Source organism: Vibrio agarilyticus (genome assembly GCF_012641465.1).
Taxonomy (GTDB): Bacteria; Pseudomonadota; Gammaproteobacteria; order Enterobacterales; family Vibrionaceae; genus Vibrio; species Vibrio agarilyticus.
In genome coordinates, this window is record NZ_JABAIK010000002.1 from 79114 (window position 1) to 102074 (window position 22961).

23 protein-coding genes are annotated in these 22961 nt (G+C 46.2%); 14 read left to right on the forward strand and 9 right to left on the reverse strand.

What is annotated here, in order from left to right; all coding sequences use genetic code 11:
* Positions 1-30: 30 nt before the first annotated feature.
* Entirely contained in the window at positions 31-951 is a 921-nt protein-coding gene (locus HGP28_RS02320; RefSeq protein WP_168834836.1) for a M14 family metallopeptidase, read from the forward strand.
* Positions 952-996: 45 nt separating this feature from the next.
* Here HGP28_RS02320 and HGP28_RS02325 read toward each other — a convergent pair whose 3' ends face one another.
* Positions 997-2136: a winged helix-turn-helix domain-containing protein gene (locus HGP28_RS02325; RefSeq protein WP_168834837.1), complete on the reverse strand. Its 1140-nt coding sequence runs from the start codon at positions 2134-2136 to the stop codon at positions 997-999.
* A gap of 338 nt (positions 2137-2474) precedes the next feature.
* On the opposite strand from HGP28_RS02325, the gene HGP28_RS02330 reads away from it, so the two are divergent.
* On the forward strand, positions 2475-3791 hold the full coding sequence (locus tag HGP28_RS02330; RefSeq protein ID WP_168834838.1) for a replication-associated recombination protein A: 1317 nt from the start codon (positions 2475-2477) through the stop codon (positions 3789-3791).
* Positions 3792-3878: 87 nt separating this feature from the next.
* Here the strand turns inward: HGP28_RS02330 and HGP28_RS02335 are convergent, their stop codons facing one another.
* The 5 genes from HGP28_RS02335 to HGP28_RS02355 all read right to left on the reverse strand — a co-directional run bounded on the left by HGP28_RS02335 (position 3879) and on the right by HGP28_RS02355 (position 7849).
* Complete coding sequence (locus HGP28_RS02335) at positions 3879-4838, reverse strand: aldo/keto reductase (RefSeq protein WP_168834839.1); 960 nt, start codon at positions 4836-4838, stop codon at positions 3879-3881.
* Positions 4839-4984: 146 nt separating this feature from the next.
* Entirely contained in the window at positions 4985-5542 is a 558-nt protein-coding gene (locus HGP28_RS02340; protein ID WP_168835081.1) for a sugar O-acetyltransferase, read from the reverse strand.
* Between the two features lie 284 nt (positions 5543-5826).
* Positions 5827-6255 (reverse strand): VF530 family protein, encoded by a 429-nt coding sequence (locus HGP28_RS02345; protein WP_168835082.1) that lies wholly within the window; start codon positions 6253-6255, stop codon positions 5827-5829.
* Positions 6256-6362: 107 nt separating this feature from the next.
* Positions 6363-7115 carry an SDR family NAD(P)-dependent oxidoreductase gene (locus tag HGP28_RS02350; protein WP_168834840.1) on the reverse strand — a complete coding sequence of 251 codons (753 nt, stop codon included), beginning with the start codon at positions 7113-7115 and terminating at the stop codon, positions 6363-6365.
* 14 nt (positions 7116-7129) lie between these two features.
* On the reverse strand, positions 7130-7849 hold the full coding sequence (locus HGP28_RS02355; protein WP_168834841.1) for a sulfite exporter TauE/SafE family protein: 720 nt from the start codon (positions 7847-7849) through the stop codon (positions 7130-7132).
* Positions 7850-8347: 498 nt separating this feature from the next.
* On the opposite strand from HGP28_RS02355, the gene HGP28_RS02360 reads away from it, so the two are divergent.
* Positions 8348-9661: an aspartate aminotransferase family protein gene (locus tag HGP28_RS02360; protein ID WP_168834842.1), complete on the forward strand. Its 1314-nt coding sequence runs from the start codon at positions 8348-8350 to the stop codon at positions 9659-9661.
* Positions 9662-9752: 91 nt separating this feature from the next.
* Here the strand turns inward: HGP28_RS02360 and pdxR are convergent, their stop codons facing one another.
* Positions 9753-11300, reverse strand: coding sequence for a MocR-like pyridoxine biosynthesis transcription factor PdxR (pdxR, locus tag HGP28_RS02365; RefSeq protein ID WP_168834843.1), 1548 nt, complete (start codon positions 11298-11300; stop codon positions 9753-9755).
* A gap of 261 nt (positions 11301-11561) precedes the next feature.
* On the opposite strand from pdxR, the gene HGP28_RS02370 reads away from it, so the two are divergent.
* The 4 genes from HGP28_RS02370 (at position 11562) to HGP28_RS02385 (ending at position 14749) form a co-directional block, all read left to right on the forward strand.
* A complete protein-coding gene (locus tag HGP28_RS02370; RefSeq protein WP_246225534.1) occupies positions 11562-12377 on the forward strand; it encodes a transporter substrate-binding domain-containing protein in 816 nt (271 codons plus the stop codon).
* Positions 12378-12481: 104 nt separating this feature from the next.
* The gene (locus HGP28_RS02375; RefSeq protein WP_168834845.1) at positions 12482-13123 is read left to right on the forward strand and encodes an amino acid ABC transporter permease; all 642 of its coding nucleotides are present in this window, start codon (positions 12482-12484) and stop codon (positions 13121-13123) included.
* 11 nt (positions 13124-13134) lie between these two features.
* Positions 13135-13800: an amino acid ABC transporter permease gene (locus tag HGP28_RS02380; protein ID WP_168834846.1), complete on the forward strand. Its 666-nt coding sequence runs from the start codon at positions 13135-13137 to the stop codon at positions 13798-13800.
* Positions 13793-14749, forward strand: a complete 957-nt coding sequence (locus HGP28_RS02385) for an amino acid ABC transporter ATP-binding protein (RefSeq protein WP_439333817.1) — start codon at positions 13793-13795, stop codon at positions 14747-14749. Before HGP28_RS02380 ends, HGP28_RS02385 begins: the two co-directional genes overlap by 8 nt.
* Positions 14750-14983: 234 nt before the next feature.
* Here the strand turns inward: HGP28_RS02385 and HGP28_RS02390 are convergent, their stop codons facing one another.
* Positions 14984-15877 (reverse strand): AraC family transcriptional regulator, encoded by an 894-nt coding sequence (locus tag HGP28_RS02390; protein ID WP_439333831.1) that lies wholly within the window; start codon positions 15875-15877, stop codon positions 14984-14986.
* 3 nt (positions 15878-15880) lie between these two features.
* On the opposite strand from HGP28_RS02390, the gene HGP28_RS02395 reads away from it, so the two are divergent.
* The 7 genes from HGP28_RS02395 to grxB all read left to right on the forward strand — a co-directional run bounded on the left by HGP28_RS02395 (position 15881) and on the right by grxB (position 21876).
* Positions 15881-16792 (forward strand): DMT family transporter, encoded by a 912-nt coding sequence (locus HGP28_RS02395; protein WP_168834848.1) that lies wholly within the window; start codon positions 15881-15883, stop codon positions 16790-16792.
* Between the two features lie 120 nt (positions 16793-16912).
* The gene (locus HGP28_RS02400) at positions 16913-17185 is read left to right on the forward strand and encodes a hypothetical protein (RefSeq protein ID WP_168834849.1); all 273 of its coding nucleotides are present in this window, start codon (positions 16913-16915) and stop codon (positions 17183-17185) included.
* 223 nt (positions 17186-17408) lie between these two features.
* Positions 17409-18803, forward strand: coding sequence for an undecaprenyl-phosphate glucose phosphotransferase (locus tag HGP28_RS02405; protein WP_168834850.1), 1395 nt, complete (start codon positions 17409-17411; stop codon positions 18801-18803).
* 39 nt (positions 18804-18842) lie between these two features.
* Positions 18843-19373 (forward strand): polysaccharide biosynthesis/export family protein, encoded by a 531-nt coding sequence (locus tag HGP28_RS02410; RefSeq protein WP_168834851.1) that lies wholly within the window; start codon positions 18843-18845, stop codon positions 19371-19373.
* Between the two features lie 263 nt (positions 19374-19636).
* Positions 19637-20170, forward strand: a complete 534-nt coding sequence (locus tag HGP28_RS02415) for a VanZ family protein (protein WP_246225511.1) — start codon at positions 19637-19639, stop codon at positions 20168-20170.
* A 154-nt stretch (positions 20171-20324) separates the two neighbouring features.
* On the forward strand, positions 20325-21191 hold the full coding sequence (locus HGP28_RS02420) for an MBL fold metallo-hydrolase (RefSeq protein ID WP_168834852.1): 867 nt from the start codon (positions 20325-20327) through the stop codon (positions 21189-21191).
* Positions 21192-21201: 10 nt separating this feature from the next.
* Positions 21202-21876, forward strand: a complete 675-nt coding sequence (grxB, locus tag HGP28_RS02425) for a glutaredoxin 2 (protein ID WP_246225512.1) — start codon at positions 21202-21204, stop codon at positions 21874-21876.
* A 438-nt stretch (positions 21877-22314) separates the two neighbouring features.
* Here the strand turns inward: grxB and HGP28_RS02430 are convergent, their stop codons facing one another.
* The gene (locus HGP28_RS02430; RefSeq protein WP_168834853.1) at positions 22315-22950 is read right to left on the reverse strand and encodes a LuxR C-terminal-related transcriptional regulator; all 636 of its coding nucleotides are present in this window, start codon (positions 22948-22950) and stop codon (positions 22315-22317) included.
* Positions 22951-22961 lie beyond the last annotated feature (11 nt).

Genomic DNA, 22961 nt, shown 5'->3' on the forward strand with positions numbered 1-22961 from the left:
AATCAACAACACAGAGAAATGAACAATTCTATGGACAACACCACCGTTTATCCTATTGGCACACTGGGCCAACCATGGGGCGATGCAGAGCACCTTGCGTGGCGCAATCAAACGACCATTAAACGCCAATACCAAGACGAAGTCGTTCCGAAAATCCTTGCACTCGCAGCACAATTTGACGTGAGCCAATATGGCGCTCTGTCTTACGATACGGCGCGCTATCCGCTTTATTGCATCAAAAGTCGTAATTGGGATGCAGCCAAACCCACTGTGCTTATCACAGGCGGGGTACACGGCTATGAAACCAGCGGCGTGCATGGGGCGCTCAAATTTATGGCCACGCGCGCGGCGGAGTATCAAGACGCCTTTAACATCATTGCCGCGCCTTGCGTGAGCCCTTGGGGGTATGAAACCATCAATCGCTGGAACCCAAATGCACTTGATCCAAACCGCTCCTTTTACGAAAACAGCCCTGCTGAAGAGTCGGCGAGCCTCATCCAATTGGTTGCCACACTTGGCGAGGTTCTGGTTCATTTTGATTTGCACGAAACCACCGACACCGATGAAAGCGAATTTCGCCCCGCGCTGTGCGCTCGGGACGGCAAAGAGTATGAGCCTGATGTGATTCCTGATGGGTTTTATACCGTCGCCGACACGCTCAATCCACAAAATGAGTTCCAAGCAGCCATCATTCAATCGGTAGAGCAAGTAACTCATATCGCGCCGCCCGATGACAATGGCAACATCATTGGTGCACCTGTTGAGCAACATGGCGTTATTTACTACCCCATGGTGGAGCTTGGCTTGTGTGGTGGCGTTACTCAATGCGTTTATGGCACCACAACCGAAGTGTATCCCGATAGCCCATCAGTCACCGATGAAGAGTGTAATGATGCTCAAGTTGCCGCCATTGTCGGCGGGCTTGATTTTGTTCTTCGTCAACCGAGATAAACGATGTGATGAGGTTTATAAGTACCCGTCAACACCGCTGCAACTTCAAGTGTGACGGGTATAGCGCTCACAACCATTAAATTGTGCAAACGCGCTTAACTCTTGGTCGAGCGCGGCTTCAAAGGCGTCACGCTGTTTAAGCCGTGGCTCGAGGTAGAGCTTATGAACCTCAAGCCACCCGCTATTTCGATGTGCTTTACAATCGGCCCTCGCCACAAGGCGACCATCCCACAAAATAGGCAGAACGAAATAGCCATACTGACGCTTGGCGGCTGGTACATAACATTCCAATAAATACTCAAATTGAAATAAATTACGTAACCTATCACGCTGAATAATTAGATTATCAAATGGCGATAAAATACGCGCCAGCCGTCGATTTATACGCTGATTTAACCCCGCTAAACGGCTTGGTTGAGTGTAATACCGATGTTGCCCTATCGAGACTGGTATCAGCTCCCCTTGCTCAAGCATTTGCTCAATAACACGCTGAACATTGACCTTCACATCTTTAAGCAGATAGACCATCTCCGACAATTTTGCGATGCCGTGAGTATTCAGGGTATTGAGAAGTAAAAAATGCGCGTGTTCAGTGGCGGTAGGGATGCGAGTCTCAACAGATGCGGGCAACACGCGCTCAGTTAAATCATAAACCTTATGAAAGTTTCGTCGTTCGGCAATCATGAGATCGCCCTGCATATAGAGCATCTCCAACGCTTGCTTTGTTGGTTTGCTCTCCCAACCGGTTTTCTTAATGACACTTGATTCAAAATCCTTTGCCATCAAAGGGCCTTCGGCGCGAATTTTATCGAGCACATAGGCCATCAACTTAAGATCTTTCTTAAACCAATGCCCTTGCTTATCGGACTTTATCGCGTGTTTGCGCGGCAGTGAAAAGCGAAAGTCACGCATCGTGAGATACGAAGCGGCGTGCGACCAATATTCAAAGACCGCTTTTTCTCTTACCATGCGCTCAAGGTGCTCTGGCTGATAGCCGTGATGGCGACTCCACAATGTGTGATGATGAGCGCGCTGCACCACAGAAATCGTATCGATTTGCACATAGCCTAGTGTGTCAATCACTTGAACTGTTTTTTGATAAGCGCTGCCCTGCCACTTCGCCACTGGTAGTGCTTGCGAAAGCAGCGCCATTTTCCTCGCCTGCTCTAACGTAAGTGTTTCCATCGCCTTCTGCTCGATAACCCTTGTCATTTATAGGCTACGCCAACTTAAGCCGCATAAGGGAGGTTTTGCGATTATTTCTCGAACTGCACGCTCAAAAACGCCCAATTTTGCGAATGTCGTCATGTCGTTATTTTCATTCACGAACGTCCATTACACTGAAGTTATCGCCATAGCGACTGGGCAAAACCCTGCACCCAAACCACTTGAAGATGCTGCTAGGCGGCAAACGAACAAGGCCCCTGAGCATAGGCGATTATGTGATGAGGTTTGTGAGAGCTAGCCAACAACCCTGCAGCTTTAAGTGGTTTAGGTATATCATACTGAATCACGAGGTCATCATGGAGCTATTTGATATAGACAAAAATAGTGCGCCGCTCGCCGAGCGAATGCGGCCGCAAACGCTCGATGAGATTCTTGGTCAGGAGCAGATTTTAAGCAAAGGCACATTGTTATATCGAGCAATTCAGGCCGATTTACTCAGTTCTACCATTCTTTGGGGGCCTCCCGGCACTGGCAAAACCACGATAGCAAAAATCATTGCCAACATGACCAAGGCCCATTTTGCAGAACTCAACGCGACCCATTCTGGGAAAAGTGACATCGCCAACGTGGTCGATGGCGCGCAACATCGACTTGCGATGCAAAATCAAAAAACCATTTTGTTTATTGATGAAATACACCGATTCAATAAAGCGCAGCAAGATACTCTTTTGCCTCATGTGGAGCGCGGAATTGTGATTTTAATTGGGGCTACCACGGAAAACCCCTACTACGAATTAAACGATGCACTGATCTCTCGTTCACGCATCTTTAGACTCAATCCGTTGGGTGAAGCTCAAATACAGCAACTGCTAAAACGTGCCCTTACTCAAGACAGCATACTCAAACAACAGCCCATTCATCTCAGTAGCAAGGCACGAGAGCATTTTGCTCATGCTGCGAATGGTGATGTGAGAAACGCACTCAATGCACTTGAGCTGGCAAGCCTAACCACAGAGAAAACCAAAGGGAAAATTGAGATCACGCTTTCGGTGGCCGAAGAGTGCATTCAGCAAAAAGCTTTAAGATACGATAAAAATGGCGACAGCCATTACGACACAATCAGCGCCTATATTTTAAGTGTTCGAGGCAGTGATGTTGATGCCGCGCTCTATTACATGTTGCAGATGCTTGAAGCTGGCGAAGATCCCAAATTTATCGCCCGCCGCTTAATTGTTTGCGCAAGCGAAGAAGTCGGAATGGCTGACCCTCAAGCTCTGGTGATCGCCTCCCATGCCGCGCACATTGTTGAGTTTGTCGGTATGCCAGAATGTCTTTACGCCCTTGCGCAAGCTACCATTTATGTCACTAGCGTGCCCAAAAGCGATTCCGTTTATCAAGCCATTCAACGAGTCAAGCAAGACATTCACAGCACCAATGTGAAAGCGATACCGCTGCATATACGCGACTTCCTCAATCGACACACTGAGAAAACCGGAAATGGCAAAGGCTACAAAAATGCCCACCATTACCAAAATCACTTTGTCCACCAGCAATATTTGCCTGATGAGCTTGTTGGCCGCTCGTATTATCGCCCCAACTCACTGGGCAAAGAAAAATACTTTGATCAGTGGTTGCAGTACATAAAACAATCTCCCGATAGTAAAGAAACTTAAGCGTCAAATTCGAAACTGATACCCAAATCAGGTGAAGATGCAGATAGGCGGGAAACGAGCAAAGCCTCTGAGTGCCTCTTAAGCGGGCTATTCATCCCACAGATTTTCCAGGGTATACGGGCTTTCTGGCATCACCCAAAATGAACCATCCAAATAGCGGTAATGTAAATCCAAGCGAGATAACTGAAGCATATCCTCACTCGTTAATACAATATTCCGAGCCTCAAGATTCAACGCTTGCCGCGCAGGACTAGACGATTTGGGGATCACCACATTGCTACGATGCAACGACCATGCGATTAATATCTGGGCAGGCGTGACCTGATGTGCTTGCGCAATACTCTGAACCACCGGATGATCCATAAGCGTCGGTTCGTTCGATTTGCACAACATTGCAGGCCGATCGCCCGAGCCTAATGGCGCATACGCGGTCACGACGATGCGTTGGCTTTGACAATATTCAACGAGCGCATTTTGTTGTAAGTACGGGTGTAATTCCACCTGATTCATAACGGGTGGTATTGTTGCGGCTTTTTGTAATGCTTGTAATTTTTTGATGCTGAAGTTCGATACGCCAAGATCTTTCACTAAGCCCAGCGTCACAGCCTGCTCCATCGCAGCCCATGTGACTTCAATAGGCAAGTTCTCTAAAGAGATAAAATCATCCCCTTTTTCGGGAAAGCCAACATGCGGCTTTATCGCGACAGGCCAATGCATCAAGTACAAATCGAGGTAATCCAGCTTTAGATCGGCCAAGCTTCTCTCAAGCGCTGGGCGTACATCGTTGGGATAATGGTGCGCATTCCAAAGCTTAGAAGTAATAAAAAGATCACTTCGCTGAACGTCACCCGCCACAATCGCATCTTGTAATGCGGCACCGATTTCAGCTTCGTTGCCATAACCAGAGGCGCAATCAAAATGGCGGTAGCCTAAATCAATGGCACTACGCACCGCATTGTACGCCTCTTTTGGTCGCTCACTTTTCCATGTGCCAAGCCCAATGCTGTCTATGACGTTACCTGAACTTAGCGTTACACCCTTTTTCATCACACAACCTCAACATAAAATCAACACGCCTCATGCTACGTCGGTTCATTGGCAAACATAAGAGTATGAGCGGTTTTCATAAACTGGTTGATATTTATCGTAATGGAAAAGGACGTTCGCCCCTCATTTTAAGAGGCGTCTCTAAGTTAAGAAGCGTGATTAAGGTGGCGAATCAATTTAGCCGGTGAGCCACCATAGAGCGTATCGGGCGGCACATCAGAGTTCACCACAGAATTAGCCGCAATCACCGAACGTGCACCAATGGTCACTCCTTGAGTAATCACAACACTGCCACCAATCCAAACATCATCTTCAACCGTGATCGGTTTGCAGAATGTCTCCCACTGACGACGCTGCAGATAATTAAGTGAATGGCCCGCGGTATAAAACTGCACGTTTGGCCCAATCAGAACATTATTCCCCACGCTGATTTTGGCGCCATCTAGCATGGTCACATTCATATTAATAAACGTACGTTCACCAATAAAAATGGTTTTACCAAACTCACAATGAAACGGAGCGCGGATCATACTTGAGTCAGGAAGTGAGCCCATTAACTGACGCAGTAATACGCCACGTCGTTCTTCATCGGCCGTTTGGCTGAGTTTATGTAAAAGATCAGCCGCGCAGCTGCGAACTGAATCAATCGATGGATCGCCACCATCAAAATCATCACCAGCCATCATTTTTTCAAATTCAGTCATCATTTTCGACATCCTAGACGCAAACAACTTGGAATCACAGGTTGCGGCAAGCGCACTGAGCCTCTGAGCACCAATGTATCTAAACATTGGTGAGCTATGTGATGAGGTTTGTGAGTACGAGTCAACAACGCAGCAACTTCAAGTAGGAAGGGGATAAAGCACGCAATGTAACGCAGTGCGTATGCGATCAGAAGTGATTTATTTTCATCAATAACGTGACAGACTGGAATATCAGACAACCCCGCTATTTCAAGCGGGGTTATTGTATAACCAAGTTATAAAAATTATCGGTTGCGATGAAAACGCGCGCGATCTGAACGTTGTTTTGCCGCTCGCTCTTTATGAGCTGATGCGGCTTTGGCTTGGGAAGCCAAAATCGACTCAACGGTGAGTTCCATCGGCTCGCGAGGCTCCAGCCCATGACGGAACGTACGAGCTCGTGGTGGAAGAGAGTACTCATATTCAGACGCTTTCGGCATACGCTTAAAGCGATATAAATAAAAGTTTTCAACCCGTTCGCGAGCCCATTCGGTCTTTTTCAGGTATTTGACACTGCTTGCAATACTGGGCTTAGTGTTAAAGCAGTTCATACGCATTGCTGCGTCTAAGATCTCCCACCCATAGTGGTCAACCAACTGTTTCAGCATATCTTCAAGCTTGAGACCATGCAGTGGGTTGTTTTTTTGCAATTCAATACGTTCTTCTTCTGACATGAATTCATGGCTCATGCAGGACTCCTTACTCATCGGTAGCTGGCGCCCATTCTAACGGATTCATCCTGATGGTGATATAGATCACGCCAATAATACCTGAGCAAAGCCTAATCTCTATCAATCGCAAATGGCGACCAGGCTTGACGAGTGGGCATCACTTCAATTCTATTAATATTTATGTGATTTGGCAGTGTCGCGATATAAAACATGTGCTCGGCGATATCTTCTGCGCTCAAAGGCGTCGTCCCTTGATATAAATTATTCGACGCAGACTGGTCGCCTTTGGTCCTCACTAACGTGAACTCGGTTTCGGCGATCCCAGGTGCAAGATCCGTCACTCGCACACCGGTACCTAAAAGATCGCAACGTAGGTTGTAGCTGAACTGTTTGACAAACGCTTTAGTCGCACCATAAACATGGCTACCGGGATAGGGCCATTGCCCTGCTATCGAGCCAACATTGATGATAGTACTGCCTGCGCCAACCTCTATCAGCTTGGGAAGCAAGGCATGAGTGACATTAACAAGACCGGTACAGTTTGTGTCAATCATCGTGTGCCAATCCGCTAAATCGACCTTATCAGCCCCTTCAGGCGCTAAAGCTAAACCGGCGTTGTTGATAAGTGTCGTCACCTGCGAAAACTCACTGGATAATTCGGCCACCGCCCTTTTGACCGCATCCGCATCTCGCACATCGAGCTGAATAATATGAGTGGGCACCTCTAATTCCTCTTTAAGCTCAACCAATCGCTCTAACCGTCTTCCAGAGAGCACCAAAGACCACCCTTCACTGGCAAATTTCCGTGCAGCAGCTCGACCAAAGCCCGAGGTTGCCCCTGTAATAAAAGCAATTTTTTTCATTTCAATCTTCCCTATTAAAGTAAAAATGTCATAAGTGCTAAGCCCATGAGGATCGGCGCAGTGGTCAGTCGTGGAGGCCACTCTGGCAACCATTGATGCAATTTTTTTCCCATCAAATTTCCCATGAGTGCCGATGGAAGCAGCCCCATACTCGTGACGATTAACTGCCCATCAACCGCACCAATGATGGCTAAGCCGATTATCGATGTCGAAGCACTTGCCATAAAAAACACAATGGCGGTGGCTCTAAGCTGGTTAGATTCCATCATCAGGTTTAACAAGTACAAAATAAGTGGTGGCCCCCCGGCAGAGCCTGCGGTCATACCAAACCCCGAGACAGCGCCCACCGCGAACGAATAACGCTCATCAAGCCATTTTAGTCTCAAATCCAACATGATCAGCCCACCTGCCGTCATGGATAAACCCGCAATGAGAAACTTTAGTCCATCCGCCGATATGTACGACACAACCCATAATGAAAAAGGCGTTGCAACCAGCATTCCCGAAATTAACTTTGTGACTAACGGCTTATCTATTTGAGTGCTAGCACTCCGAATTAAGCTCAGACTACTCAATAAATCGAGTGCGACCGCGATAACAATTGACTCGAGTGGCGCAACCAAAAAGTTCAAACAAAGCGCTGCAATAACGGCAAAACCAAATCCCGAATAACCGCGAACGATGCCCGCAAACACAATCATAAATGATGCAAAACCGAGTTCTATCCAAGTCATGACTTTGCAACTCCATTGCGTGAATACCACCAGATGCTTTTTGTGCTTTCACTGTAGTGATATTGATTTCAATACCATAGAGCCAGTTTGTTAATTCCATTTGGGCAGACAAGCATGACGGCACTGACCCACAACTTTTTTTAAACTGACACTACGTCTGCTTACCAATTTCTCGCCAAGATAGCGTTACGGCTCACCATCAAGAGCTATACCCAAGTAACTTCATGATGCATGGTTCAGCGAGAATGACTTGGTTTGTCAGTGAGGCGAGGATTTGATGATTGAGTGATTCTCAATTGAAAATCGTCAACAAAGCTGATAAGCCAAGGCAGCTCGCCCTTCGGGAGCCAATCACTGAACCGATAGCGGCGTTAAACAACTTGAAAATAGACTGGCTATTTCGCTGCGTTGTTTGCCTTGCCCTCAGCCCAGTGAGTCGGCTCTGAATCCAGCATCTTGAAGTCACTTGGGTATATCTTATTGCACAGGAGAATTAAAATGGATTTGTTATCATCTGAGATCACTAATCAAGATGTGATTGAGCTCGATAAAGGCGTATTTCACTCTTGGTCGATTCAAGAAAGTGCTACCCCTATCGTGATTGCGAAAGGACAAGGCTGCACCATGTGGGATTTCGACGGAAAAGAGTACCTAGACTTCAGCAGTCAGCTGGTCAACACCAATATTGGCCATCAGCACCCCAAGGTGATTGACGCGCTTAAAGCGCAAGCCGATACTCTCGCCACTGTCGCTCCAGCAACGGCAAATATCACTCGCGGCCTGGCAGCGAAGCGGATTCTTGAGCGAGTGCCAAACCGTTTCAAGAAGGTATTTTTTACTAACGCTGGGGCCGATGCCAATGAAAATGCTATCCGTATGGCAAGGCAATTTACCGGCCGTGACAAAGTTCTATCGGCTTACCGCTCTTACCACGGTAATACCGGAGCTGCCATTGCTGCCACGGGAGACTTTAGACGTGTTCCCAATGAATACAGCCGTGGTCACGTGCACTTCTTTAATCCCTATCTGTATCGCACCGAATTTAATGCAACATCAGAGCAAGAAGAGTGCGAACGCGCGCTATCGCACCTAACACGAGTGATTGAATGTGAAGGCCCAAGCTCTATTGCCGCGATTTTATTAGAAACGATTCCTGGAACCGCGGGTTTTTTGCTACCGCCTGAAGGCTATTTACAGGGAGTGCGCGACATTGCGACGCAGCATGGTATTCAATTGATTTTTGATGAGGTTATGGTCGGTTTTGGCCGTACAGGTAAATGGTTTGCGTTTGAACATTTCAATGTTACGCCAGATCTGGTGACCTTTGCCAAAGGGGTAAACTCAGGTTATGTACCGGTTGGTGGGGTGATTGTCAGCGAACCCATTTGTGAGTTCTTTAAGTCAGAATTTTTTATGGGCGGACTCACTTACTCTGGACATCCATTAGCGATGGCAACGATTGTCGCAACCATCGATGCGATGGAAGAAGAAGGGATCGTTCATTATGCCGATGAAATTGGAAGCTCACTTCTTGGCCCAGCCTTAAGTGCGTTAATGGAAAAACGAAGCGTCATTGGTAACATTCGCGGAAAAGGCATGTTTTGGGCCCTTGAGTTGGTTGAAGACCGAGTGACCAAAACGCCATTAAGCAACACGAAAATGGGGCAAATAAAACAAAAACTCACTGAGCTTGGACTACTCACCTTTATTGTAAATAACCGAATTCATGTCACGCCACCTTTGATCATCAAACCCAATGAAATCAAGCATGGCATTGCGATCATCGATGAAGTTCTCGCCCAGTTCGACTAACGTGATTAAACGACTACGGCAGCGCCAAGCAATCAGCTTAGCGTTGCCGTATCAAACGGCCTCAAACGAGACCATCGAATAAAAAACATCGCTATGTCAGACCATCAAATGCCTTAGCAAGCTCGATAATACCCGGTTGGATGCGGTCTTTATCAATCGAGTGAAACCCAAGCCGAAAATATCGATTAGCATCGTGACTCATCGACATTTTGCTGGTTGTGAGTGGGCTTACATCATTAGATTGCCGATTCGGCTTTATTGACGTCATGAAATGCGAATGACCCGTTTCCACTAATACGCCATGCTGCGCAGCCCTAGAGACCAACATTTGACTGGTAACGCGATCGGGCGTTTGTAGCCACAAAGCATTGCTTAATTCATTTTTAGCGAGCCGTTCACAGTAGGGAATATACTGAGATACCGCTTCATTGATAATATTCCAGCGCTGGCGTGTATTCTCACGAAAGCGCCGCACAAAGCTGTCGTAATACCCTTGAGCAATAAAGTGCGCCATTTCCATCTGTAATCGAGTCGGAGGATGCCGAAACATCAAACGGCGCAGCGCTCGCAGCTCATAAATCAGCTCTTCTGACGCCACAATAAAACCCAGTCTTAGCCCGGGCGCCAATATCTTTGAAAAACTACTCACATAAATCACACGACCAGATTTATCTTGCGCCTTAAGTGCGGGTGCGGGATTGAGTTCGAAATTGCTATTGGAGTCGTAATCGTCCTCGATAAGGATGGCATCGTTTCGATAGACTAAATCTAACAGCGCTTTCCGGCGCTGTGGACTCATAGTGACCCCAGTCGGCGCTTGATGGCTGGGGGTGACATAAAAGCAATCACACATTGGCGAGAGCGAATTGAGTTTGAGCCCTTCTTCATCGACTTGATGTGGATGCAATTGCGCTCCGGCCAAGCCAAATATGTTGTAAGCCTCTTTATAGCCTGGATTTTCAACCCCAACACGAGAGTTGCGATCCATTAAAAGCTGTGACAAAAGATACAAGCCATTTTGGGAACCTATCGTTATTAATATTTCATCATTATTGGCGTGGATCCCCCTTTGGGGCAAAACTCTCGTACGAATTTGTTCCACCAAAAGCGCGACATCTTTATCCACTTTATCGCACAGCCAACTGTGATCATGAGAGTCGGCAATAACGCGCCTTGAGGCTTCGCGCCAATGGGCAAGTGGAAATTCATCAATATAGGGCTGACCGTAGATAAATGGATATTTATAACAGCTCCACTGACTCGGTTTAACAATTCGCGGAAATTGATGGGTGTTGACCTTTATTTTACTGTGCCAATTTGGTGCAACACTTGCACTATTTTCTTCATCGCCACTGATATGTATATCACTCTCATCGTGATTCTTTTTATAACTATCAGACAAATAATAGCCGCTTCTTGGACGGCTAACTAAATACCCATCATCAAGCAGACTTTCATAAACCAACGAGACCGTATTGCGTGACACCTTCAGCTGCTGTGACAGCTTACGGCATGAGGGCAAGGCTTGGTCCGGTACGAAAGTTCCGACTAAAATAGCGTTAACCAGATATTCGCGAACCTGTTCTTGCAGGCTTCGATTTGAGTCAAATTCAATAAAACACTGGTAGTCGATAGCCACTATGTCACCTTCTTATTTTTGAGTGAAATATCACCCTTAACCGACAAAGATGTATAACAGCAAAAAATAGACCATAAATTTAATAGGTATTAATAATTAGCTGTCCCATTACGATTTTGAAATTGGCTCTACCTCATCACCCTCATAAATATCTAAATTGAAAACGTTCAAGAAAAACGTTCACAAAATAAAAAGGATCGATATATGGGACATGGAATCAATCTAAAAAAATGGTTTTCGCTCGCGGCTATCGCTTTCGCTATGGGAACATCGGCAAACGCCATCAGTGCTGATCTTCCTGATGTATTAAAATCCGGCGTACTCAAGGTCGCAACCGAAGACAACTACTCGCCGTTTAACTATATTGCTCGAGGCAAGCCAAGTGGTATCAACAAAGATCTTCTTGATGAGCTTCGAAAATACGCCAAATTTGACGTAAAGCAAGATATCCTCCCCTGGACAGGTCTACTCGCCTCAGTTTCCGCTGGTCAGTACGATCTTGCGCTTACAGGGGCTATCGTAACGGACGCTCGTCTGCAAGTGTTCGATTTCACCCCGCCAATTGCCTCGGCTCAGCACTACTTTCTCGCTCGCGCTAAAGATGATTCCATTTCAAGCGTGTCAGATTTAGGCGGCAAAACCGTCGGCCTTCAAGCTGGCAGCGCGCTGCTAGAGCGTTTGCCTGAACTTGAAACCATGCTGGAAGCACAAGGAAAATCCCTCGGTAAAGTGATTGAATATCAGTCTTACCCTGAAGCTTATGCCGATCTTGCCAACGGGCGTATCGATTACGTGATTAATAGCATTGTTTCGGTCAATGAAGTCGTCAAAACCAAATCAAAGATTTTCAAGAAAGGGGAAGCCGTCTCTGGCCCTGGTTTTGTAAGCTGGCCCGTTCCCAAACAAAATCCTGAGCTTCTGGCTTATTTAACCGATTTTTTCAAACACCTGAAAAAGACCGGTCGTCTCGCTGAACTGCAACAAAAATGGTTCGGTGAATCGTTTGAACAACTGCCTATCGAGCCAATTACATCCGTCGAGCAATACCATTCTCTAACGGCCGTCAACCCAAGCTAGTCGTCAAACGCCACCGCTGGGCTTGTGACTCGGTCGCAAGCCCAACGCCACGACATCAACTTGACGTTAGCCGAACCTAAACATTCAACGAGGGTGCAAACAATATGGACTATTACGCATGGATGCAATTATTGGAGGGCGCATGGACGACAGCTTGGATCTCTGTTATTTCCATCGCGCTTGGCGTGATCATAGGCTTAATCATTGCCTTAATTAGAATGGCTAAAATCCCTTTTATCGATCCGCTTCTTGGCGCTTATGTCAGTTGGGCCCGCGCGACACCGTTAGTCACATTGGCGCTGTTCATTTTCCTTTCGTTTCCCGCTTTTGGTATCAACCTTGATAAACACTTTTCTGCCATTTTGTGCCTGACGCTCAACACCTCCGCGTTTAATGCGGAGATCTGGCGCAACGCATTTTTGAATTTTTCAAACGGGCAGCGTGAGGCCGCAGAAGCGATCGGCATGCCACGATGGGTCTACTTTCGCCGTATTATGTTTCCGCAAATGGTGATTTTTAGTCTACCCGCACTCGTCAATGAAATGTCTTTTCTTATCAAAGGTAGTCCAGCAATTGCAGTCATTGGTGTGGTCGACCTCACGCGCGTGACTAACCGCATCGCTGCTGTGACCTATGAGCCACTTGGACCGATTTTATGTGCTGCTGCGCTTTACATGTGCATCATCGGCTTACTGATTAAGCTGCAACATATGGCTGAACAAAAAGCCAACCATTTAGCCGCCTAGGAGAAACCAATATGAGTGAATGGCAAATCATTTGGGATCAAAAAGAGCTCTTTACCGACGGGCTGCTCACAACCGTCATACTGTTTGTCTCAGCCTCTGTGATCAGTTTTTTTATCGGGCTGGCACTATTGAGTGCGCTTGAAAATGGCAGTAACGCACTGAAATATGGAATAAGAGGCAGTATCAACCTAATGAGAACCCTGCCATTTCTCATCCTGGCGTATTTGCTTTACTACGGTTTACCGCAAATCGGAATTCGCATGGACGCCATCACGGCAGGGCTAGTCGCACTTTGTCTTTATCACAGTACGTACTTTTGCGAAATATTTCGTGGTGTAAGAAAAGAGATGGATGAGGGATTTATTGAGGCGGCTCAATCTTGCGGCTTTTCAAAATTTAAGATTTTCACTCGCGTCATTGCGCCCAGTGTCCTGTTTAAATCGGTACCACTGATTGCCAACCAGCTCATCATTTGTCTCAAAGACACCGCGTTTTTGAGCATTATTACCGTCAGCGAAATCACCGCAGCGGCCAACAGTATTCAGTCAACTTACTTTATTCCGCTCAACGCCTTTATCGTCGCCATAGGCTTATATTGGATGGTCAGTATTACAGTTGAACAAATAACAAAACTCGCACTGAGCAAAGTGCAGCAACGAGGGCTAAGTCATGCTTAAACAATCGGTTGATACCACACCTGAAATCCCAGAATGCTCGCATAAAGCGTGCGCCGAGCTGCATCTCTTCGATTCGGCAAGCCGTGACCATGTCGAAATGAAAGATTCTGCACAAACCCCAAATCCAGATCCAGATCCAGATCCAGATCCAGATCCGCAAAACTCAATCATCAAAATCACAAATCTGTCAAAGCAGTTTGATGGCATCGAAGTTCTCAGAGACATCAACCTCAATATCAAAAAAGGCGAAGTGGTCAGTATTCTTGGTTCGTCAGGTTCAGGTAAATCTACCTTACTGCGGTGCATCAATTGGTTAGAGCAGCCAGAGCGCGGCGCTATCTACATTGGTGATAAACGTATCGGCGTTGATGCTGATACTAATAAGCCGGCCAAATATAAGGAGTTGGCTAAAATGCGCCAACGTATTGGCATGGTGTTTCAAAGCTTCAACTTGTGGCCACACCTTACGGTTAAACAAAACGTGATGGAAGCGCTCATCCACGTCAAGCATTGGTCAAAAGCGGCTGCGGAAGAGATGGCTGAAACTCAACTGAAAAAAGTGGGCATGTCGCACAAGCTCGACAGCTATCCCAACATGCTTTCAGGCGGGCAAAAGCAGCGAGTCGCCATTGCTCGTGCATTAGCGATGGAGCCCGAAGTACTGCTTTTTGATGAGCCAACATCTGCGCTTGACCCAGAGTTAGTCGATGAAGTTCTCACCGTGATGAAAACTCTTTCAAAAGAGGGCTACACCATGGTGATTGTCACCCATGAAATGGAATTCGCGCGTCAAGTCTCTGATCAAGTCGTCTTTCTCGAGAAAGGCATTTTGATTGAAAAGAATCCGCCGGAGAAATTTTTCACCAGCCCAGATTCGATACGAGTGCGCCAATTTTTAAAACTGGATCTCGACCCAGCTGACTCGAGAATATATACCCAAACAACTTGAAGATGCAGGTAGGCGACAAGCGAGCAAAGCCTCTGAGCACTTCGTGAACATAGATAAACTATGTGATGAGGTTTGTGAGTGCCAGTCAACACCGCTGCAACTTCAAGTGGGACGGGTATAGCAAACACTCACACATGCAGCTTGTGTAAGTGAACAAGCTGCATTGAATTACCATCTTACCCCGTTTTTCATAGCGCTGTTTGTAAAGTGAACTATTGACTCGCCCAAGATCATTCAAACCGGTGCGGTTAGGCGATTTTTATATTGTTCCGGAGTCAGACCCGAATATTTCTTAAACATGGCGATAAAGGGGCTGGCTTGATTGTAACCGAGCGTCAACGCAACCTCTTTGACGGTTTGCCCTTTTCGAAGCAACTCCATCGAGTAAAGATAACGCACACGCAAGCGCCACTCTGTAAAACTCATGCCCAACTCTGCTTGGCAATATCGTGCCAGCGTTCGCTCTGTGGTGTGAACCCTATCAGCCCACTCTTTCAAACTGGTGTTATCGGTAGGGGCTTCTTCAACAGCGGCCAAAATGGGGGCAAGATATTTATGATCCGAGGTTGGCAGAAAGTGCCGCTGAGATTCTCGTGTCGCCAATTGATCCAGCATTACTTGAACCAAGCGTTTGTCCGCCTCAGTCTCGGCGACATTAATCGCTCGATGACGAAAATCTTCCACTATGGCTTGCACAATCGGCGTCACTTTAATTAAGCTGGTTTGAGAAGGAAATTCGCCAGTGAGTGGAATTGCAATATTGAGCGAGCAATATTCAAGCGGCCGACGATTAAAACTGCAGTGCATCACGCCCGGCGGCACCCAAATCGCCAAATGAGGTGGCGCGAGAAATCGGGTACCTTGAACATCCATTTCTAAAATACCACCGCTGATAAGCTGCACTTGGCCCCATGGGTGGCTATGTACTCGTGTTTCTGTGTTGGATAGAAAAGCTTCAAAATTCATAAACACATCAGAGGGTGCTGCGTGAATTGATAACGAGGGGTGAAGTGTTCTTTTGGCTTTTCTCAAACTTGTCTTCCTATCGCGCTTGATGTCGTTCCAGTGATACTTCTCATTATAAAGACGTGTCAAACTAGCTTTCAATCCCAAAATCGCGATATTCATCACATGATCTACCTTCTTCCGCTGATCACTGTTTTTATTTGGGGCGGTAACGCCATTGTCAACAAAATGGCCGCCGCTACAATTGATCCCGGCGCAATGAGTTTTCATCGTTGGTTGGTTGCCATGTTGATCATGACGCCATTTTGCCTGCCCAAAGTGCTCAAACACTGGCCAACAATTCGGCCATATTTATCAAAGCTCGCCATTTTGGCGTTGCTTGGCATGGCGATTAACCAATCGTTAGGTTATTACGCAGGGCTTACCACCAGCGCCTCTAACATGGCGTTAATTTCTTCGCTGGTGCCGTTAATTAGCGTCTTTTTCGCGGTGCCTTTGCTCAAAAAGCGCCTCTCTAAACTCACTCTTTGCGGCGCAAGCATTTCGCTTTGGGGGCTGGCTTACATGCTGGGAAAAGGCGATGTCATGTTTATTTTTCACCAAGCCCCCACGCAAGGCGATGTTCTCATGGTGATCACCGCAGTTGTCTATGCGGCCTATTGCGTGCTATTGAAAAAATGGAAAATGCCGCTCAGCAATTGGACCCTCATCTATATGCAGGGATTCTTTGCTATGGTGATGCTCGCGCCGTTATGTCTTCTCAGTGACGACATTATTCCGTCTAATGCGGCTCTGCCACTCATCTTTTACGCGGCGCTCGGCGCTTCGGTCATTGCGCCTTGGTTGTGGATTCAAGCCATCGACAAAATCGGCCCGGAATCTACCTCAATGTTTATGAATTTGCTGCCTGTGGTTGCCGTCACGCTTGCAACCACCTTCCTCGGCGAAACATTCCATCGCTACCATTTAGTCGGTGGACTTATGGTGATCACAGGGGTCATCCTGTCACAAATTAAATGGCGCACAAAGCGTCATCACATCAATCCCAAAGATACTACGCCGACCCCGCAACCTTAAAATTTGAATGCGTATCGCGAAAATCGAGCTTTAGCGATACGCATCGTTCACTTTTGTCATCGAAAGTTCATCTTCGTTTGCTTAAATGCCACAAGCCGAGAAACACCAGCTACGTATTTTGTGAACACCATTCCCATTACATTAAATGAGCGCACTTTAGCGAATTTGAATTCAGTCGAGTACCAATGGGTGCGACAACTGTGTCAAAGCGGATACTCCGATGAGGAGATCCATCGATACATTCAAGTTTGCTTTGGTGGTGATGATACCTTTGCCGACTTATTGCGCAAAGTTGCGATAAAACAGACCAGTCATTACACCTTGCTGCAGTATCTTGGTTGGGCTCCGTCCAGTCGAGAGTTCGCACTCGCCAAGGCGCGAACCTGCTGCTAGTACACAGTACCAAACCAATTTTGGCTTGGTACTTTTCTCACTCTTTCCCTTCAAGCGCCACCCCTTATGATGAGTTTTTACTTATCTTATCCCCATCAAATTCATGCTTTATTCCCCTCATCAAACACAAAACCGTTTATACAATTCAAGGGCAACACCTTTTTGATGATGTATGACACTTTCGGGTGAAAGCCGCATCACTCACGGATCGATGGAACGGATTATGGATAAAAAAAGCTTCATTCGCTCACACGAGTCTGAATTTGCCTTTCTCTATCGGCTATTTGATCTTGCGATTATTCTTGGTTTGATGATCGTGTTCGCAACAAACTCCACCACTCAACTGACCAAAGATCACTTATTGGTCGCCTTTATTGCCGGTTTGCTCTTTTTACTCTTTTCCGAGAGCGCACAGCTCTACCGCTCTTGGCGCACCAATACCATTCAAAAGCAATTGCTGATAGCGGCCTCAGCCTGGCTTGCCACTTGTCTCATTCTTGCCAGCGGTCTCTACTTTCTGCAAGAGTTTCATCAATACACCACCTTGTTCTGGTGGATGATCGTGACACCTTTGGCATTGATAAGCTGGCGTTTAGGTTTTCGTCGTATTTTGTCACGTATGCGCCAACGCGGCTTTAACACTCGCAAAGCGATTATTATTGGGCAGACAGCCCATGGCCTCACTCTTGCGCAAGAGCTGGCTCACCACGGCGAACATGGCGTGATTTTCGATGGTTTTTACGATGAGCGCCTGCGTGATCGCCTTGCCAATGAACCCAATTACCCACTTGAAGGCAGTATCGAACAAGCGTTGATTCGAGCTAAAAATGGCGAGGTTGACTATGTCTATATTGCGCTTCCGATGCATGCCAAAGAACGAATTGCGAAGTTTCTGCGCGATTTTTCTGACACGACCGCCAACACCTATCTGTTACCCGATTTTTTTACTTACAATCTGCTGCACTCTCGCTGGGATCAAATCGGTGCAGTGCAAACCCTCAGCGTTTATGACACGCCATTTGAAGGGGTTTCTTCGGTGATAAAACGCTTAGAAGATATTGTGTTATCGAGTCTAATTTTGCTGCTGATCTCGCCACTATTGCTACTGATTGCAGCAGCCGTCAAGCTGACCTCAAAAGGACCGGTGATCTTCAAGCAGCATCGCTATGGCCTTGATGGCCGCAAAATCGATGTATGGAAATTCCGCTCTATGGTCACACAAGAGCAGGGAGATGATGTCAAGCAAGCCACCCGCAACGATCCGCGAGTGACACCATTGGGCGCGTTTCTGCGCCGCACCTCGCTGGATGAATTACCGCAATTTTTCAATGTGCTTCAAGGCACCATGTCAATTGTCGGCCCTCGCCCTCATGCGGTGGCACACAACGAGCAATATCGCCATATCGTTGAACGCTACATGCTAAGGCATAAAGTAAAACCAGGTATTACCGGTTGGGCGCAGGTGAATAATTTGCGTGGTGAAACAGACACCTTAGACAAGATGGAGCAGAGAGTGAAGTTTGACCTCGACTACATTCATCATTGGTCTATTTGGATGGATCTTAAAATCATATTCATGACCATTTTCAAAGGGTTCACTGGCTCGAATGCGTATTAAACCGCCCCAGCCGAGTTGCCGTTAAAAAGGAAAGTTATTATGCGTCACACATTTTGGTACTGGCTTAGTGTCATCGCTTTAACATTCACAACCACAGCTCATGCCGAGGAAGCTCTGTATACCATAGGCCCTGGCGACACTATCACAATCCAAGTTTATGGAGAGCCCAATCTGTCATTGGACTCCATTTTGGTTTCGCCAGATGGCCACATTAGTTATCCCTACCTTGGCAGGGTTCGCGTGATCGATAAAACCACTAATCAGCTGCAAAATGAGATCAGTCGCGGTTTAAAAGGCGATTACTTGGTGAATCCTAAAGTGATGGTCAGTATGGTTCGCTACCGCCCATTTTACGTTAATGGCGAAGTGCGTCAGCCCGGTGGCTTTGAATTCAGTCCAGGTATGACTGTGGAAAAAGCCATCGCTCTGGCCGGGGGACTCACCGACAGAGCTTCGCGAGGTGGCATTAACTTAACTCGCCACAAAAGTGGTCGCACGCTGTCGGATGTGAGCATGACAGTACCCGTGCACGCAGGAGATATCATTTTCGTTGATGAAAGTTTCTTCTAACCTGTTGTTATCTTGGAGATGCAGCTAGGCGGCAAGCGAGCGAAGCTTCTGAGCACTTCACGAACAGAGTGATGAGGTTTGTGGGAGTCAGCCCCATAATTTTTGAAAGAAAAGCGCTGCAACTTCAAGCACGACGGGTAGAGCGAAAAATTCACCTTCTCCCCATTTATGTGACTAGGATCCGTTTTAGAGAATGAAACACCGAGACTATATCCGTTATAGCAACTCGCCAACACCGTATAGATGGTTGATTGCTATTCTAAATGTTTCAAATCTCATATTTAGGTTCTAAGATGCTCAACCGCTGTCAAGATGCTGATAGTCCGCCAGCATCACTCTCAATTCGCATGGCTCGATATGCGCTAGCGTTAATTATCTGTACCGCCGCTTCGCTTTCTTTATGGAAAACCTCGCATTACTACTTCTTCATCTATATCGAGTTGGAGCGCTGGTTCGGAGGTTCCACTTATTTCCATTTCGGCTTTTGGTGGCTCATCGCACTTTTTGCCCCTTGGGCCTTTCCCCAAATAACAAAAAAACAAAAATATGACCCTATTGGCGCACGTCTTCTTTTGATCCTTTTAGCCATTGCGGTTTTGGAAGAGTTTTCGCAAGCTTTCATCCCTAGCCGTGGTTTCTCTTGGCAAGATGTTCAAACAAACAGTTTCGGCTGCGTGGCAGGGTATTTCAGTGCACAACTGCTTTCACTTGGGTGGCGTTGGATAAAAATAATGGTACCTAAACCATTTGAAACTGCCGATAAGCGGCAAGCGAGCAAAGCCTCCGAGCAAAGATGAGCAATGTGATGAGATGTGTGAGAGCCAGCTAACATTATAATAACTTACCCATTCGATACCTATAGTATCAAGCCAAGTTACTTTTAGTCTTATTGTTCTATTTGAACACATTAATTATCGTTTATTTCATCTTCAATGATGAAAGGAAAGAATAATGTCCATTAGTTCAAAACTAACTAGTTTAGCGCTGACCCTAGGCATGATTGCTAGCGCTAGCGCAGCCGATGGTTTTGATCCATCGAAGCCAGTATTAAAAGAACTAAAAAATGATATCTATCAATATTCCCAGTTCTTTTATAACAGTCTAGTTGTTGTTACAGACGAAGGCGTGATTATTACTGACCCTTCAGGAGATGCTCGTTCTGCACAAATGATAAAAGAAATCCGCAAAGTGACAGACAAGCCCGTAAAAAAAGTTATTTACTCCCATGACCACTTTGACCATTCTCGTGGTGGTAATATCTTCAAACAACAAGGCGTAGAGTTTATTGCTCAAGAAAATTGTTCCGACCTTCTTTCTCGTGACTTGGAAGATAAAGTAGCATATCCAACAAAAACTTATGAAAATAGCATGACGGTTTCATTGGCTGGGAAAAATATCGACTTGCATTACTACGGCAAGAATGATGGTAACTGCATGAGCGTAATCCACATGCCTGAAGACAAAGTATTAGTCGCAGTAGATTGGCACTTACCTCAATACTTAGTGAGCTCTGGACGTTTAATCGAGCAAGACTATGTAGCCACACTGAACACGATCAAGCGTGTACGCAAAGAGCTAGAATTTGACACCATCATAAATGGCCATATCCCTGTCGATTCACCAGAGCTGCTCAAAGAGAGTGAGGAGTTTGCTCAGACTCTATTCGATGCGGTTTGGCAAGGGCTGCAAGATGGCAAATCAGTTGATGAACTAAAAAAATCGGTAAAACTCCTGAAATTCAACCATTGGAATGGTTATGAAGAACATTTGCCAGCGCATATTGAGCGCATGGCTTACTCCATTTGGCATGGGAATTAATGTGGGAGTTATGATGAAACTACATGTATTTGATAGCTGTCCTTTTTGCGTCCGCGTTAAGACTATTATTGGTCTTAAAAAGATTGATTGTGAAATTAGCCCTATGATCTTAGGGCAATGTCCAGAATCGCTAAATGGCAAGCTCGAACGTCTAAGCGTCCCTGTTCTTGAACAAAAACAGCAAGTTGGTAAGGGTACGGTGATGGTCGAGAGCCTTGACATTATCCGTTACTTGGATCAACAAGATGAGCCAATGTTCACCAGCTACGAAATATCGGAGGCATTAAACAATCTACTAAAACGGCTTTACCCAATATCTGCGCAACTTTTGTACCCTCGTATGCTACAACTTAACCTCCCGGAGCTTTCTACGCCAGCTGCTCTTAGTCTGTTTGTTGAATCGCGCAAAGAGGTGTTAGGTCAACCCATTGAAGTGGCATTGCAGAAAACCGAAGAGTACATTCCAAAGCTAAAGTACCTCATGGAAGAGCTAGAATCATTGATAGATATTAATGCTCTTATCTTAGGTGAGCGTCCGTTGAACATTGATGATATTGCCGCATTTTCTGAGCTAAGAAACTACACAATGATCGCTGAGCTAGAAATGAGTGACGCTATGATGAGCTTTGTTAATTTCATCGCATCATGTTCTAGCATTTCGTTATATCCACCAATAAGCCATTAATGGGCGTTTATCCCCATCGCGCTTGAAGTTGCAGTGCTTTTCGTTGTAAAGAAAGGGTCCACTCTCACAAAACTCATCACATATACCCAAGTAACCTCAAGATGCATGGTTCAGCGAGAATGACTTGGTTCATCAGTGAGGCGAGGGTTTGAAGATTGAGTGGCTCTCAATCGAAAATCGTCAACAAAGCTGATGAGCCAAGAAAGCTCGCCCTTTGGGAGCCGATCACGGAACCGATAGCTGCGTTAAACAACTTGAAAATAGACTCGCTATTTCGCTGCGTTGTTTGCCTTGCTCTCGGCTCAGTGAGCCGGCTCTGAATCCAGCATCTTGAGGTCACTTGGGTATAGTCTGTCTCTGTGATGAAGGTGTTTCGTTTGCTGCCCATCTGCAACTCTACGTTATTTGGACATAAACACCAAGCCCACTTCCCATTGATTAAACTAAATTTTTACGTGCCCAAGCAGTCGCTTGGGTGCGATTTTTGACGTCTATTTTTCGAAAAATATTATACAAGTGTGATTTGATTGTGTGTTCGCTAATAAACAACGAGTCGGCAATTTCCATATTAGAACCGCCATTTTTTAGAAATTGGAGCACCTGCACTTCGCGTCGAGTCAAATCGATATCAATGAGGATGTTATCCCCCCGCTCACTACCATGCTCCTGATAGTAATTGATTAATTGATCTAAGGTATGCCTTGGGAGCCAATTGGCTCCATCGGCCACAGCCCTAATCCCTTGGCTGAGCTGTTCCACAGTATCTTTTGCACCAAAGACACCTTTAACACATGGCCATTTAATTAATTCTTGAGGTTCTAATTCTGCATTAAGATTCAACAAAATAGTGCTCTTTAGCGCGTTATTTTTCATTATATAGTGCGCATTTTCCTCACTCATCTCTACGGCAAAATCGATTAATAAAACACTCACATCATCAAGCCCTTCATCCAATAGGGAACACTTAACATCCCTGAGCTCGATCGGTAAGCCTGTCAGCTCAACCAACATATTTTTTAGATTTTCATTCTGCAGGCTTTGCTGAGTCAGCAGAACAATTTTATTTAGTTTCATGGCGCAACCTA

What these genes read in the sequence shown, in the direction of transcription:
- HGP28_RS02430 (WP_168834853.1), bottom strand. Translation starts at nt 22,950, where the DNA reads ATGAAACTAAATAAAATTGTTCTGCTGACTCAGCAAAGCCTGCAGAAT.
- HGP28_RS02360 (WP_168834842.1), top strand. Translation starts at nt 8,348, where the DNA reads ATGGATTTGTTATCATCTGAGATCACTAATCAAGATGTGATTGAGCTC.
- HGP28_RS02340 (WP_168835081.1), bottom strand. Translation starts at nt 5,542, where the DNA reads ATGACTGAATTTGAAAAAATGATGGCTGGTGATGATTTTGATGGTGGC.
- HGP28_RS02415 (WP_246225511.1), top strand. Translation starts at nt 19,637, where the DNA reads ATGTTTCAAATCTCATATTTAGGTTCTAAGATGCTCAACCGCTGTCAA.
- HGP28_RS02330 (WP_168834838.1), top strand. Translation starts at nt 2,475, where the DNA reads ATGGAGCTATTTGATATAGACAAAAATAGTGCGCCGCTCGCCGAGCGA.
- HGP28_RS02350 (WP_168834840.1), bottom strand. Translation starts at nt 7,115, where the DNA reads ATGAAAAAAATTGCTTTTATTACAGGGGCAACCTCGGGCTTTGGTCGA.
- HGP28_RS02325 (WP_168834837.1), bottom strand. Translation starts at nt 2,136, where the DNA reads ATGGAAACACTTACGTTAGAGCAGGCGAGGAAAATGGCGCTGCTTTCG.
- HGP28_RS02355 (WP_168834841.1), bottom strand. Translation starts at nt 7,849, where the DNA reads ATGACTTGGATAGAACTCGGTTTTGCATCATTTATGATTGTGTTTGCG.
- HGP28_RS02320 (WP_168834836.1), top strand. Translation starts at nt 31, where the DNA reads ATGGACAACACCACCGTTTATCCTATTGGCACACTGGGCCAACCATGG.
- HGP28_RS02385 (WP_439333817.1), top strand. Translation starts at nt 13,793, where the DNA reads ATGCTTAAACAATCGGTTGATACCACACCTGAAATCCCAGAATGCTCG.
- HGP28_RS02370 (WP_246225534.1), top strand. Translation starts at nt 11,562, where the DNA reads ATGGGAACATCGGCAAACGCCATCAGTGCTGATCTTCCTGATGTATTA.
- HGP28_RS02390 (WP_439333831.1), bottom strand. Translation starts at nt 15,877, where the DNA reads ATGAATATCGCGATTTTGGGATTGAAAGCTAGTTTGACACGTCTTTAT.
- HGP28_RS02395 (WP_168834848.1), top strand. Translation starts at nt 15,881, where the DNA reads ATGATCTACCTTCTTCCGCTGATCACTGTTTTTATTTGGGGCGGTAAC.
- HGP28_RS02375 (WP_168834845.1), top strand. Translation starts at nt 12,482, where the DNA reads ATGGACTATTACGCATGGATGCAATTATTGGAGGGCGCATGGACGACA.
- HGP28_RS02345 (WP_168835082.1), bottom strand. Translation starts at nt 6,255, where the DNA reads ATGTCAGAAGAAGAACGTATTGAATTGCAAAAAAACAACCCACTGCAT.
- HGP28_RS02380 (WP_168834846.1), top strand. Translation starts at nt 13,135, where the DNA reads ATGAGTGAATGGCAAATCATTTGGGATCAAAAAGAGCTCTTTACCGAC.
- HGP28_RS02420 (WP_168834852.1), top strand. Translation starts at nt 20,325, where the DNA reads ATGTCCATTAGTTCAAAACTAACTAGTTTAGCGCTGACCCTAGGCATG.
- grxB (WP_246225512.1), top strand. Translation starts at nt 21,202, where the DNA reads ATGATGAAACTACATGTATTTGATAGCTGTCCTTTTTGCGTCCGCGTT.
- HGP28_RS02405 (WP_168834850.1), top strand. Translation starts at nt 17,409, where the DNA reads ATGGATAAAAAAAGCTTCATTCGCTCACACGAGTCTGAATTTGCCTTT.
- HGP28_RS02410 (WP_168834851.1), top strand. Translation starts at nt 18,843, where the DNA reads ATGCGTCACACATTTTGGTACTGGCTTAGTGTCATCGCTTTAACATTC.
- HGP28_RS02335 (WP_168834839.1), bottom strand. Translation starts at nt 4,838, where the DNA reads ATGAAAAAGGGTGTAACGCTAAGTTCAGGTAACGTCATAGACAGCATT.